10 protein-coding genes are annotated in these 14,715 nt (G+C 49.2%); 5 read left to right on the top strand and 5 right to left on the bottom strand.

Features of this window, described 5'->3' with window-relative positions; translation table 11 throughout:
* Positions 1-37: 37 nt before the first annotated feature.
* The 5 genes from EIM92_RS01950 to EIM92_RS01930 all read right to left on the bottom strand — a co-directional run bounded on the left by EIM92_RS01950 (position 38) and on the right by EIM92_RS01930 (position 6,448).
* The gene (locus EIM92_RS01950) at positions 38-1,396 is read right to left on the bottom strand and encodes an IS4 family transposase (protein ID WP_125081238.1); all 1,359 of its coding nucleotides are present in this window, start codon (positions 1,394-1,396) and stop codon (positions 38-40) included.
* Between the two features lie 113 nt (positions 1,397-1,509).
* Complete coding sequence (locus EIM92_RS01945; protein WP_125081237.1) at positions 1,510-1,830, bottom strand: hypothetical protein; 321 nt, start codon at positions 1,828-1,830, stop codon at positions 1,510-1,512.
* 75 nt (positions 1,831-1,905) lie between these two features.
* The gene (locus EIM92_RS01940) at positions 1,906-2,400 is read right to left on the bottom strand and encodes a hypothetical protein (protein WP_125081236.1); all 495 of its coding nucleotides are present in this window, start codon (positions 2,398-2,400) and stop codon (positions 1,906-1,908) included.
* Between the two features lie 528 nt (positions 2,401-2,928).
* Complete coding sequence (locus tag EIM92_RS01935; RefSeq protein ID WP_246021179.1) at positions 2,929-4,551, bottom strand: response regulator transcription factor; 1,623 nt, start codon at positions 4,549-4,551, stop codon at positions 2,929-2,931.
* Between the two features lie 100 nt (positions 4,552-4,651).
* Positions 4,652-6,448: a sensor histidine kinase gene (locus EIM92_RS01930; protein WP_246021177.1), complete on the bottom strand. Its 1,797-nt coding sequence runs from the start codon at positions 6,446-6,448 to the stop codon at positions 4,652-4,654.
* A 280-nt stretch (positions 6,449-6,728) separates the two neighbouring features.
* On the opposite strand from EIM92_RS01930, the gene EIM92_RS01925 reads away from it, so the two are divergent.
* The 5 genes from EIM92_RS01925 to EIM92_RS01905 all read left to right on the top strand — a co-directional run bounded on the left by EIM92_RS01925 (position 6,729) and on the right by EIM92_RS01905 (position 14,673).
* Positions 6,729-8,072, top strand: a complete 1,344-nt coding sequence (locus EIM92_RS01925) for an ABC transporter substrate-binding protein (protein WP_125081234.1) — start codon at positions 6,729-6,731, stop codon at positions 8,070-8,072.
* A gap of 101 nt (positions 8,073-8,173) precedes the next feature.
* On the top strand, positions 8,174-9,112 hold the full coding sequence (locus EIM92_RS01920; protein ID WP_125081233.1) for a carbohydrate ABC transporter permease: 939 nt from the start codon (positions 8,174-8,176) through the stop codon (positions 9,110-9,112).
* A 14-nt stretch (positions 9,113-9,126) separates the two neighbouring features.
* Entirely contained in the window at positions 9,127-9,966 is an 840-nt protein-coding gene (locus EIM92_RS01915) for a carbohydrate ABC transporter permease (RefSeq protein ID WP_125081232.1), read from the top strand.
* A 245-nt stretch (positions 9,967-10,211) separates the two neighbouring features.
* Positions 10,212-12,095, top strand: a complete 1,884-nt coding sequence (locus EIM92_RS01910; RefSeq protein WP_125081231.1) for a DUF2264 domain-containing protein — start codon at positions 10,212-10,214, stop codon at positions 12,093-12,095.
* Between the two features lie 586 nt (positions 12,096-12,681).
* The gene (locus EIM92_RS01905; protein ID WP_342772894.1) at positions 12,682-14,673 is read left to right on the top strand and encodes a hypothetical protein; all 1,992 of its coding nucleotides are present in this window, start codon (positions 12,682-12,684) and stop codon (positions 14,671-14,673) included.
* Positions 14,674-14,715: the final 42 nt, after the last annotated feature.

Here is a 14,715-nt window from a genome sequence, read left to right as displayed (position 1 = left end):
CCTCCAAAAGTCAGTGTCAAATTTGTATATTAATAACTCAACTTTCGCAGCTTGAAATCGGCAAATAAGCCTTGATGTAACTGGGCAAGCCAGCGATCCATTGCTGTAGTTGTGTTTGAATGAGTGCTGTGATCTTCTTACTGGCTTTCTTGGAGATATCTTCGATTAATTCAATCAGTTGTTTTAAGGCTACAGCCCAATCTAGCTGACCTACTTCATCACATAGCAAATAAAACAAGCCACCAAGCGTACGGTTGTCGGTACTTTGTCGGTGTTGCCACGCTAGCAAAATATACCGTGAAAAAACAATCGTGGTATGGCTGATAAGGAGATCATATGAGCGTCCTTGAAACTCTTTTTGTAGGCGCAGTAAGGATTTGGCACACTTAAAGAAGACTTCGATATCCCAGCGAATGCCGTATATCTGAATCATTTTTTCTTCCGAAATCGTTAGGTCGGTGCATAGAATGGCAAGCCATTCTTTCTTTTTTGAGCGGTGACGCACGAAAACCATCATGACTGGAATCCCTGGAGACAACTCGGTACGGATAGAGCGTAAGATTCCCTTGTTTTTTCCTTGAACAGGGATGGCTTCATAATAAAGTTCTTGCAAAGATAATCGGCGTTCGTCAACAAGATAACGCTTCTTATCCGCTTTGACCATGCCGATCACATCTAGGCCTCGATCAACGATGGCTTGGATTAATGGAGCATGTGTGAACCAACTATCCATTAGCACGTATGAAGCCTGCACACCAGCGGAAAGCGCACGATCAATCATCGATGGAATAATTTCAGGAGCAGGAAGCAAAGCTTCGACCCGACGCTTGTAGCCAGACGTTCTCTTGTCGATCCCTTGCATGATCCCATTTATTTGCGATTTCATCGAAGCTAGCAAGGAGAAGTCAACGGGAATAAACGTATGACCATCCGACCAGCCTAGCGTAAGCATCCGAAATCCTTTATAAAAGGAACCCGTTGCATGATCTTTAAATCGAGAAAGCAGTTCAACCTTCTTGCTACGATTGCGCTCAAACATGGAGTCGTCAACAACAAATGCAGACATGCGATCTTCACCTGTCAGTGGGCGAATTTTATCGATAGTGGAGGAACTAAGCAATGACAGAAATTTGCGCCATGCATAGCCGCTGTGATTCAGGAATCGATAGATCGCATCCTTCCCAGGAAACGTATCACCTTTCTCGCTTTCCAACAGGCGGAACCAGTTTTTGTGGTGAAACAAAAGGACAAAGACAAGCTGGAATAAAAACGAACAGGTATAACCAAATCTCTTTTTAAATCCAGCTGTTCTTAAATGTTGCAATACTTTCAGCTCTTTAAAAGCGGGTTTAATTTCATTTGGAAGTTGATTTTGTAATATGCTTTGCTCTATCATGTAGAGGACACCTCTTCTGTATGGTAGTGATTGATTCGACACTCTCACTTTACCAAATGAAGCGGTGTTTTTCTATTATTGCAACATCCATATTCTAATCAGGGTTTATCTAATCACATCAAGCAAGTAAGCCGATTTTCGCTCTGCGAAAGTTGAGTTAATAACTCTCCGTTTTTTTCATATTCTTTTTCTAATAATTTATTCAGATATAAACACACAGGACAAGTATCTCGTCCAAAATACACATATCCTATTATTTCCCCACTTTTCAATTTATTAATATCATCTATTTTTGTTGTAAAATAATCATTAATATCTTCATCAACTTGTACAGATTCTTTAGCCCCAAAATCTCTACTTATATTTTTTTCAATTACTATACTCCCTAAAACAATTATCAACAAGGGTAATAATGTCATATATACTTTTTTCATTTATCTTCATTCCTTTAATGAAAAATGACAATTAATAAATAGTTATTAATTGTCATTTTATTTATATTACTAAAACTATGGATTGCATCCATTTAAAACAACTTCTGCGTAACTTGATGCAGTCCTATGAGGTTCTAAATTCCAATAGTCTTTGAACGGTGCCCATTGAATGAGGCCGTACAAAAACAAGGTTAACGTAAATTCAGTTTGAATATTGCCAATTTCTACGCCGTCCACCCATCGATCGATCCAATGGATCATCCCGCCAAAAATAACGATCAGCAAAATCTCCTGAATCATCATGCCGCCAAGCTTGAAGCTATGATGGAACACATGTCTACGAAACCCATCCAACATCGAGCCGATTACACTTAACACGCCTGTTCCCAGCATCACAAGCCCAAGGAAGGCAAATACAGAAGCAGTGGAAGAAATCCGGATATGTATGAAATCTATACTATTCAAAGCATAAACCGCAAATACGAGGATAGCCGTTAATATGAGAAAGATCCCGGCTAGGACAAGAAGTAATTGTGTGCGTTCCTTTAGGCTGTTTTTGTTTATATTCATGCACCTCCAAAGAGATGTTTCCCATGACTATCTAAATATTGGTTTTTAAGAAAGTTATTCTCGGTATGGCGGGAGCATGCATACGAGCATGAAGGCTTTTTACTATTACTATGATTAGCCTACAATATTTACGGGGGCATTTTCTTGTTGGAATCCTGTAACGACTGAGGCAAGAAAATTATCCGTTATAGTTCAATTTATATAAATGGATTTATAGTAGTTAGTTTCTTCGGCAAGGCAAGAAAAGCAGATTCAAATGGATTTCATGTCGTTAGAAAAAGGGGAATTGCCAGCTATGGGCTGGATTCTTGATTTTAGAAGCATAAAATCCAACTAATCCACCACAACATTCGCTTAGAGCGTAATTAGATACATGTTTTCCATTTAGTATAGCAAATCAATTAGTCAATCTATACTATCAGAGGAAGCGAACCCAGAAAGACTTTATGTACTCGTCCCACATCCATTTTAATAGTTCATCTTAATTCATCTTAATATAACTATAAAGTTCTTAAGCCTGCTACCCTATCACCGCGACTCCACCCGCTGCATGAATTCGCGAGGGGAGATGCCCTCAACCTTCTTAAATACTTTGCTGAAATAGAAGGCACTGTCGTAGCCGAGCTTGTGGGAAATTTCATTGATCCGGCCTTCGCCGCGGAGCATCATCTCTTTGGCCGCTGCGATTTTAGTGTCGGTAACGTATTTGACGAAATTGACCTTGGCTGTCCTGGAGAACAGGTGGCTCAGATAATTGGGACTGAAGTTGAAAATATCCGCGACCTGGTTCAAGGACAGCTTGCTGTCGAGGTTGCGCTTGATGTAATCCTGGACCTGCCGTATGACCTGTTCCTTGTAACTTTGCTTCTTGGAGGAAAGAAGCTCGCAGCATCCGTCCCGGAATTGCACAAGCCAGACGATCACGCCGTCGATGGAGCTCTGTTGATAGATGCCACGGTACCCCTCAGACTCGTGCTCGAAAATCTGTTCGACCAGATTTTCCCCATCAGCAAGCAGGGAGGTGGCCATATAGAGCACGCCGCAGGCCGCGTCTGTTGCGGCCACAAGAAGATCATTCCTTCCTTCGAAGGCCTCGATCATCATGGTAATCATGCTGTGGAGCGCATCGGTATCCATTTCCTCGAACGCCCGGCGAATTTCGGAGCGGGATGCCGAGTAATCGAAAAGAGGCTGATCCATATTAGTGCCCTTTTTATCCTCTGCATAAAATACAAAGGCTTGCTGCTCCAACGCAGCGGGCAAAGCCCGGCGGGCGGCTAAATAACTCTCATGAATCATATACGGATCGTCAACAGCATAGCCGATGCCGCCCATAATCCTGACGTTGAAATAATTATGCAGCACCTGGGCCATATCCGAAAACAGTTCTTCTACGTCAGACCTCCAATGCAGCGAATGAGCGCTATCAACCGGTAAAATGATGGCAAAGTTGCGCAAATCCAGGCTTATCACATAACAGGGCATAACCGAAGTCAGTCGGTCTCTCGCCATCTTCACCGTGCTGGTGCATAGGGTGACCAGCTTGTCGCCGCTCGGGGGAACAGTATCTGGAGCCATGATGCGGCAGGTGCAGACAAGGTAGGCCGGGGCGGATAGCTCAAGTTCCAGATCCTCTTTTTGCAGAAGATACTGGTTCTTGTTCTCGAACAAATTGTTGAATAGCCGGACGAAAAACTTCTCCCGCAGCTCTTGCAACTTACTTCGATGAACCAGCTCCGGATAACTCTCCACCGTTTTATGCTCCTGCAGCAGCTTTAATGCTTTCCTGATCGAGGTCTCCAAGGCCTCGGGCGTCAGCTCCAGCTTCACCAGATAATCGACTGCCTGCATCTGGATCGCTGTGCGGGCATACTGGAACTCCTCATAGCTTGTCAGAACAATGAAGAGCGGAACGCGTCCGTATTTTCCGCGAGCCGATTCGGCGACCTGCAGTCCGGTTTTGACCGGCATTTTAATATCGGTAATCACGATATCCGGTCGATAGGCTTCGATCATTTCCTCGGCCTGTCCCCCGTTATAGGCTACCCCAACGACTTCAATTCCGTATTCCTCCCATTTCAGCATGGACTGTAGGCCGATGCATACCAGTGCTTCATCATCGGCAATCAGCAATTTGATCAATGCAATCACTTCCTTACAAGTTTGCTATCAATGATGCTTCCAGAAAGGTTGAGACTCTTCACTTCAACACTCCATTCGGGATCATGGTTCGGCTCGAACACTCGCCTAATCATTCCGTCGTCCGGTAAGGCAGCAAAATAAACATTTTCGTATATTCATTCTGCACGCTCTCGATCGATAATCCGTACTGTTCCCCGAAGGTGAGCTTCAGACGTTCATTGACATTGCGCAGCCCCATACCCTCAAGCATTCCTTTCACGGTGAACTCCTGTTGCGGAGCCCGCTCCTGGGGAGTCAGAATCTCGGCCATCTGCTCCTCGCTGATCCCGATTCCGTTATCCTCGAGTGTGATGAGAATGTCGTTCCATTCGCTACGTTCGATGCTGAGCCTAAGACGGCCCTGGCCTCTCGGTTCAATGCCGTGAAATATCGCGTTCTCCGCCAGAGGCTGAAGGGTGAACCTTGGAATAAGCCCTGTCAGCAGCTGTTCGTCCTGAATGGTTGTTTCCATCGTAATGTTGCTGCCATAGCGGTATTTCTGGATTAGAAAATAATCCTCCAGAAGACTTAACTCTTCTTGCAGCGGCACCAGCTTGCGCCCATCCTTGGCAATGCTTCGCAGGAGGCGCGACAGCGAGGTGGTCATCTCCGCAATGCCGGTGGCATTCTGGATCGTCGCCATCCATTTGATTGAATTCAGCGTGTTGTACAGAAAATGCGGATTGATCTGGCTTTGCAGCATTCGGTACTCCAGCTCCTGCCGCTGCTTCTCATCCGCGACCCGCTTCTCCATCAGGGTAAGGATGTCCTGGGATAAGCGGTTGATCCCGCGGCCCACATCGCCAAGCTCGCTGTTCCATTCCATGTTCCGATCGATGAGGAAATTGCCCTGGGCAATTTTATCAATGCGCTTCTTGAGCTTCTCGACTGGCAGGCTGATCGTCTTGGTCAAATAGACCGTAATGACGCCGCTGGAGGCAATCACGAGCACACAGACGCCTAGCATAAGCAGCAGCCAGAGATTGAACTGCGGAGCAAATTGCTTCTCCGGCAGCGTCTGGGATAGCGTCACCCCATTGCGCACGGGGTACGACACGGAAATCACCTTCTCGTCTTCGTTCAGCTCCAGCCAGGACAGCGACGTAACACTGCCACTGGACGCTTCCTCATCATAAGGGGTCAGCTTATATTCCACGGGCAGAGGAAGAATCCGATCCCCTTGAATTTCATAAGGATGATCCCCGAGGGTCAGCAGCAGCTTGGCATCCTCAGGCAGACCGTAGCCCTTCAGCTTGTCAGTAATAACGGAGGTGTTGGCAAGAAGGTACACGGTTCCGATCCGGTTGGCATTATCCCCGTAAATCGGCATGACAAAAGGGATCGTCTTAGTTAGGGATAGCGGATCTTGGATGACCCGTTTCCATTCTTCGGTAGCATCCGCAGTCAGGCCGGGCAGCTCATTAATGTTATGAATCGTTAACGGAACGGATGTGCTGACCGAGTTATCCACTTGAAAAAATTTATCCTTATTATCGGTCACGATCAGCCGGCGCACATACCCGTTGGAGCGGTTCATCCGGAAATCCTCCTGCAGCGAGGTGAAGACATGGATTGCCTCCATGGAGCTGGGCTGGTCGGACTTAAAATAATCATTCAGCATGCGATTGGTCGAAGAATTGGTGCTGCAGGTCATCGCCAGAACCGAGAGGTTCATCAGATCCTGCTCAATGATATGGGATACGAGCTGCAGATTGAACTCGGTAGCCTGGATCGTTGTTTTCCTCTGAAAATATGAAATGAGCTCATAGCTGAAAAAAGACAGCAGGGATGCGATCAGCAGAGCGAACAACGTCATGATCAGGATGATCCGGCTTTTGATGGTCGCCTTTCGTTTCGTAGAAACCACCTCAATTCCGCAGGGTATAAAGCGCTTTCATTTCAACTGTAACACTACCATAACATGAACGCGAGTCCGCAGACATAGCAGGTTAGGCAGGAACGATGAATTTTACAGGTCTTTATGTGAATTTTACAGCTTTTAGCGCCCCCTGAAAAGAAGTAAGCAGAAAAGTGAATGATCTGTGATAAAAAATGTATGCCCTTTCATTTTGAAATACACTAGGATTAAAGTAGAGATTCGAAATATCGAATCCGGCATCAAAACCAGTTGAAAAGGGGACAAAAACATGAGAATGCGAAAATGGTTAGGGATCACTCTGGCTGCTGTACTCTTGCTGAGCCTGCTTGCCGGTTGCTCGGGGAACAGCGGAAGCAAGAACGCTAACGCGACGGAGCCGCCTGCCGCAAGTAATAATGGGAACGCTACCAATGAATCGACTGGCAACCCTATTACGTTGAAATGGGCCCTGTGGGATTGGGAGGCGACTGCTTATTATCAGCCACTGATCGATGCCTACAAAGCGAAGCACCCCAATGTGACGATTGAATACGTGGATCTGGGCTCGACCGACTACATGACGATGCTCAGCACGCAGCTCTCCGGCGGGGCGGATCTTGATATTCTTACGGTTAAGGATATTCCGGGATATGCTAACCTCGTCAAGCAGAACCATCTGGAGCCGCTGAAAAAGTACATGAGTGAGCAAAGCATCGACGTATCCCTGTACGGCGGCACGGTGGAGCAAATTCAAATGAACGATGAGGTGTATGCGCTTCCTTTCCGCAGCGACTTCTGGCTGATTTATTACAACAAGGATCTGTTCGATCAGGCGGGCGTTCCATATCCGACCAATGATATGACGCTGGAGCAGTACGATGAGTTGGCGCGAAAAATGACGTCCGGCAGCGGCGCGAATAAAGTATACGGTGCCCACTATCACACTTGGCGCAGTGCGGTGCAGCTGTTCGGCATCCTGGATGGCCAGAATACCGTGGTTGACGGCGAATATGACTTCCTGAAACCGACCTACGAGCGTATTCTCAAGCAGCAGGAAGACGGGATCGTGATGGATTACGCCACCTTGAAAACCTCCAGCACTCACTATTCCGGCGTGTTCTACAATAACTCTGTTACCATGATGAATATGGGCAGCTGGTTCATAGCGACGCAAATCGAGAAGGTCAAGAGCGGTGAATCACAGGCAACAAACTGGGGCATCGTGAAATACCCGCATCCAAAAGGAGTAGAACCAGGCACTACGCTGGGTACAATCACTTCGCTGGCGGTAAACAAGAAGTCGGCCAACAAGGAAGCCGCGCTGGACTTCATGAAATTCGTCACCGGTGAAGAGGGCGCAGCCGTAATTGCTGCTACGGGTACTATTCCGGCAATCAAGAACGATGAAGTCGTTAATTCCATCGCTTCTGTGGAGGGATTCCCTGCGGACGAGGCTAGCAAGGAAGCGCTGACTACGGCGAAGACATATTTGGAAATGCCGCTGCATGAGAAGAGCGCGGACATCGAGGTTATCCTGAACGAGGCGCATGATAGCATCATGACTAAAAATGCGACAATCGACAAAGGACTCGCCGATATGAACACGCGCGTACAGCTTATTTTAAACAATTAACAAATATGAAGAATATACACATGAACACCAGGGGCGGGCTAATGGCCTGCCCTTTGTCAAATCTTTAGAAAAGCTAACAGGTTAGGAGGAGGAGTGATGCTATGCAGAACCAAACTGTGATACGAAACCATCCGGCGAAAAAAAGCGGCATGAGCAAGAAGGCGAAGGATCATCTGGTGGCCTACAGCTTTATCGCCCCCAATTTTATTGGCTTTGCTGTATTTACGCTGGTGCCTATGGTCTTTGCCCTCATACTTGCCTTCGTAAAGTGGGACGGCGCCAATCCGATGGAATACGTTGGAATGAACAACTTCATTCGGCTCTGGAAGGATCCGACCTTCCATAAAGCGTTATGGAATACGATGATCTACACTGTGGGTGTCGTGCCGCTGACGATGGTATGCGCACTAGGGCTCGCGATTCTGCTCAATCAGAAAATATTCGGGCGGAACTTCATGCGGACGGTGTTCTTTTTCCCTTATGTGGCTTCGCTTGTAGCGGTGGCTGCAGTATGGAATTTTATTTTTAGCCCGACGATGGGGCCCGTCAATAACATTCTCCATGCGCTGACTGGCGTTCCAATCGAGGAGCTGCCGCGCTGGGCCGCGGACAAGGACTGGGCGATGTTTACGGTCGTGCTGTTCACCGTTTGGAAGAACATGGGGTACTACATGGTGATTTATTTGGCCGGGCTCCAAGGCGTGAACCCCGAATTGTATGAAGCCGCCGAGCTCGACGGCGCGAACGCCTGGCAAAGATTCCGCAATGTAACGATTCCGCAGCTTGCGCCTACGACTTTCTTTGTACTGATGATCCTGGTCATTAACTCGTTTAAGGTCTACGATATTTTCATCAACCTGTTTGCCGGCGCGGATAATCAGTTGAATGACTCGACAAGGGTGCTCGTCTATCAAATTTACAACACGGCCTTCCGTTCCTTAGATTACGGCTATGCAAGCGCGATGGCGATCGTATTATTCTTGATCGTCCTCGGCATCACGCTAGTGCAGTTCCAGGGCGAGAAGAAGTATGGACAATAGGGGGATTTACGGATATGGTAGGAGCAAATAAAGGAATTCAAATCGCTGCCAAAGCGTTTGCCTATGTCGTTCTGATCATCGTTGTGCTGTGCATGCTTGTGCCGTACTTGTGGATGCTCTCTTCCTCGCTCAAGCTGAACAAGGACGTATTCACCTTTCCGATGCAGTGGATACCGGAGCTTCCGCGCTGGAGCAACTATCAGGAAATCTGGACGCGGATTCCGCTCGGCACGTTCATTTACAATACCGCCAAGCTGTCGATTATCGTCACGGTTTTGCAGATCCTGACATCGAGCTTTGCGGCCTATGCTTTCTCAAAACTGAATTTTACCGGTAAAAAAACGCTGTTCCTCGGGTACATTGCCACGATTGCGATTCCTTGGCAGGCTTACATGGTGCCGCAGTTCATCATGATGCGCTCAATGGGGCTGAACAACACCCACCTTGCGATCATCCTGCTCCAGGCATTCTCGGCCTTCGGCGTCTTCCTGATGCGGCAGTTCTACCAGAGTATCCCGGATGAGCTGTGCGAAGCGGCCCGGATCGATGGTCTTAGCGAATATGGCATCTGGGCGCGGATCATGCTGCCGTTGTCGAAGCCGGCATTGTCGACCCTGACGATTTTTACCTTTGTGTCGACGTGGAATGACTTCCTGGGGCCGATGATTTATTTGACCAAAACCGAGCTGAAGACGATCCAAATCGGTCTGCGGATGTTCATCTCCCAGTATTCGGCAGAGTACGGCCTGATTATGGCCGCGAGCGTCGTGTCCATCATTCCGGTGCTGGTGGTGTTCCTGGCGCTGCAGAAATATTTCGTGCAGGGAGTCGCCTCTTCGGGCATTAAAGGATGATGGGGTTGTAAGCGAATTCAATCGTCTTCAAGTGAATACAATCGAATACAACGAAGTACAAGTGAGAACAAGTGAATACAAGCGGAATACAAGTGAGCACAAGTGAATATAAGCTAAATGTAATTGGGTAAAAGTGAATACAAGCTAAATACAAGAAGCTAAATACAAGCGAAATACAAGATACAAGCAAAAAAACACAGGCAAAATACAAGCAAATACCAGAGGAACGAAGGGGAAGATTGGTGATGGGGAACGTCTCTCTTAGATATGAAAAGCTGGCGGACAATCCGCTTAGAAACCGTGACGATCTGACCGCCGCCCTGCAGCAGCTGCTTGCGCCGCTTCGGCCCTGCTATAGCCAGGGGAAGGCCAGGCTGGAGATCGGTGCAACTGGAGCAAGCTATCCGGCTGCGGTCGCCGGGATGGAGGGCTTCTCCCGGGTGCTGTGGGGGCTGGTTCCGCTCCTAGCTGGCGGGGGCTCGAGCGATTTATGGGATATCGTACTTGAAGGGATCGAGAACGGAACAGATCCGGGACATGAGGAATACTGGGGCAAGGTGGACGATTATGATCAGCGGCTGGTCGAGATGGCTGTGTTTGGCTACGCGCTGGCGCTGATCCCGGACAAAATCTGGGAGCCGCTTGATGTGGAGGCAAGGAATAATCTCTATGCCTGGCTGAATCAAATCAACTCGCATCCTTGTCATGACTGTAACTGGCTGTTCTTCAATGTACTCGTGAATATTGGCTTCCGGAAAGCGGGACTGCCGTACGATGCCGGGCAGCTGGAGCAGAACTTGAATCGGCTCGACGTTTTTTATCTGGAGGAAGGCTGGTATAGCGACGGGGTAGGGGGGCATTGCGATTACTATGTGCCGTTTGCTTTCCATTATTATGGGTTGCTCTATGCTGGGCTGATGGAGCGGGAAGACCCCGATCGCTCTCACAGGTTCAAGCAGCGCGCGAATGAGTTCGCGTCCAGTTTCCTGGCCTGGTTCTCCCCGGATGGCTCAGCGGTTCCTTATGGACGAAGCCTATCTTATCGCTTCTCCCAGTCGGCCTTCTGGGGCGCAATGGCTTTTGCCGGGGCGGATAGTCTGCCGATGGGCGTATTGAAAGGGCTCCTGCTGCGCAATTTGCGCTGGTGGTTTAGCCAGAGGATGGTGGATGCGGGCGGCATTCTGACGATCGGCTACGCTTACCCGAACCTTGTGATGGCGGAGAACTACAATTCGCCGGGTTCGCCGTATTGGGCGCTGAAGACTTTTTTGCCGTTGGCTCTGCATGCGGACCATCCTTTCTGGACCGCCGAGGAACTGCCGCTGCCGGAAATGGACGCATTGTCCGTTCAAAATCCGGCGCATCTCGTGCTGGCTCGGGATGAGGCGTCCGGGCATGTAGCGGCCTTTAACAGTGGCCACCGGGGAACGAATGAGCATACCCATACCTCGGCCAAATACGAGAAGTTCGTGTATTCTACCTGGTTTGGGTTTAGCGTGCCGCGTTCCGAATGGGGGTTGTCCCAAGGGGCCTTTGATTCTATGCTGGCTTTGAGTGAAACCGGGGACAACCTCTACCGGGTTAGACGCCGCAACAACGAGACGATGATCCGGGATAACGTGCTCCATGCTGTGTGGAAGCCTTGGGCTGACGTCGAGGTCAGTACCTGGCTTGTGGCCGGGCTTCCATGGCATATCCGGATTCACCGGATCGAGACGTTGCGCAGCCTGGATGCCGCAGAGGGAGGGTTCGCCCTCGGTATCGAAGCGCCGCCGCTGCAGCGCGTTGAGGCAAGCGAGGCTGCTGCTTCTAGCCCTTGGGGGATTAGCGGCGTGCGGAGCCTGCTGGGCTATGAGTCGGCAGGGCTGGTGTGGCCGAACGCCAACACGAATTTGCTGCGGGCGCGTACGGTGATTCCGACGCTGACCGCTTCGCTTGCGCCAGGGGTGCACTGGCTCGTGTCGGCGGTGTATGGGGAGCCGGGTAAGGCGGGGGCAGTGGAAGAGTTGGATCAGGCGGGTGCAAGCTTGGACGGCCTCCCGGAGATCGGGCTGAACGTCACGATCGGGGAAGGAGCTATTGCCATTCGGAGTCGCCGAGGGGAAGAGATCATAATCCCCCGTAATTGAGAATAAGCCCAGCGGCTAGAAGGCGATGCTTGGGTGAAGAGGATTCTAAGATGCCATATAAGCTGAACTAAGGAATGGGATGCAGACAAGGGAGAACAATGAATCCGAAGAAACGGAAAGCTTTCTGAGAGAAAGCGGGGCAATAGCGATTGCAGGAACATATGACGTAATTGCCCTACATCCATTTCAATAGTTCAACTTATATAAATGGATATATAGCAGTTAGATTCTATGACAAAGAAAAGAAAGCAGATTTAAATGGAATTCATGTCATTAGAAGAAGGGGAATTCCAATCATCAGCTGGGTTCTAGACTTTAGATGCATAAAATCCATCTACTCCTCTGAAACATTCGTTTAGAGCATAGTTAGATACATGAATTCCATTTGATTTCGATACAGCTTATTAGGCATCTCAGTAGGCATCTCAGTAGGACAGCAGCTTGGTATACGCTTTTTAGTTTAAGGAATCTAAGTTTACGATATCTTGGTGTACAACATACAAGTTCACGACATCTTGGTGCACGACAGCTAGGTGTACAGTTTATACAGATCTCAAATCCGTGTGATGGAAAGGAAAAGCGATGAATGAAGCGGGTTGAGAAGATAACCAAACTATTGCCGGGAGAGGGAGAGTTCCTAGAGAACGCAGAGGCTTCAGAGAACGAAGAGTCCCTAGAGAACGCAGTGTCCCCAGAGAACGAAGAGTTCCCAGAGAACACAGAGTTCCCAGAGTTCCCAGAGTACGCAGAGTCCCCAAAGTACACAGAGGCTCACGAGCTGACAGAAATCGTTAGCAGAATGTCTCCAACTGGATTGCATATATATTTTCCGGATGGCGATGCTCGACGGTTTTGGCGCAATGTACGAAACGGCGAGGAATATGCTGCGGATCTCGCCGAAATTAGGGCAGAAGGGGATAGGCTGCGGGGGGCGGCATGGCCTGATCTCACGTATTCGCTCTTCTCTCAGTTTGCGCAGACGGGCTCCAGGCTGGCATATGAGCGGGCTTATTTTGAGCGGAGAAGACGGTTGAATACCTATGCTTTGTTATCGTTGTTGGAGCCGGAGTGCGAGGAGCACCATACGGAGCTGCTGGAGGCCATTTGGAGAGTATGCAGCGAGGTGAGCTGGTGCCTGCCAGCGCATGTCAGCCCGGAGCGGCCGCTTGCGGAGACCATTGACCTGTTTGCGGCAGAAACGGGATATACGTTAGCTGAGCTGAGCGTGCTGTTGGGCGACAGGCTGCCGGAGATGCTCCATGTGCATATCGCTGAACTCGTTTATGGACGGCTCCTGAAGCCTTTCGTTGAGAGTGGCCCCTATGAATGGGAGGAGGCGGAGCATAACTGGTCTGCCGTATGCGCCGGATCCATCGGCTCGGCAGCTCTTCTGCTGCTGGATGAAAATCAGGATCGGGAGCTTCTGGCACGGATTCTGGAGAAAACCCAGCATAGTATGACCTGTTATCTAAAGGGCTTTGGGGATGACGGCGCCTGCCTGGAGGGGCTCGGATATTGGAACTATGGCTTCGGCTATTTCGTATATTACGCCGACCTGCTATACAAGCGCAGCAGGGGTGAATTGGACTGGTTTGCCCAGACAAAGGTAAAAACAATTGCCGGCTTCCAGCAGAAATGCTTCCTGGGCGGCAGCGCCGTAGTTAACTTCTCCGATGCATTGCCTTATGGAAGCGTGCATATCGGGCTTTCACACTATATTTCCAGCACATATGCAAGCGTTCCGCCACCGCCATCCCGTCTGCGGGCGGATTACCGGGAGGATCATTGCAGCAGATGGGCGCCCGCGCTGCGGAATTTGCTCTGGCGGGGATTGTCAGCGGAAGTGCAGGACTGGGAACCGGGCGATTTTCTGCTGAAAGATGCAGGCTGGCTCATTTCCCGTACCGTCTCGCCGAAAGGTGTCTTTGGTTTTGCCGCCAAGGGAGGACATAACGATGAGCCGCATAACCATAACGACCTCGGCCAGTTCATGCTAGCGGGAGATGGTGCATTCTTCTTGTCCGATCTTGGTTGCGGGGAATATACGAAGGACTATTTCGGCCTAGCCCGCTATACGTATGATTGCAACGGATCACAGGGTCATTCGGTTCCTATCATTAACGGCGGTCTGCAGATGGCCGGAAGAGCTAGAACCGCTTCTATACTGGAACAGACAAGCAGTGGGGTGGAGACTCGGATGGCCGTAGAGCTGTCCAGGGCATATGATTGCGAGGCGTTGCTTTCCTTTAAACGATCTTGGCTGTGGAGCAAGGTAGAGCTTCCGGGTTTGGAGCTGCGAGATGTGTTTGCTTTTTCCAGCAAGCCGCTCACCTTAGTGGAACGATTTGTAACGCTGATTCAACCGGAAGAATTGGGGGAAGGGCGTCTCCTGTTATCCCGCAGTGATCTCGCTTTGGAACTGGTTTATGACCAGTGGCAGCTTCAGGCTGAAGTAAAGGAGCGGATCTATCGCGATCATTTTGGGAAGGATCAGGTATGGTATACGCTGGATTTCCATGTATTACAACCGGAGCGGCATCTTGAACTGAGCTTTCTTTTTCAATTTATACGACAGTAAGGCTGTTGGATTTGATTTGAAACTAAGCAGTGGCAAAAGCCC

This window comes from Paenibacillus lentus, from assembly GCF_003931855.1.
GTDB classification, from domain to species: Bacteria; Bacillota; Bacilli; order Paenibacillales; family Paenibacillaceae; genus Fontibacillus; species Fontibacillus lentus.
The sequence above is the reverse complement of the archived record's forward strand: the minus strand, read 5'-3'. Positions and strand labels throughout refer to the sequence as shown.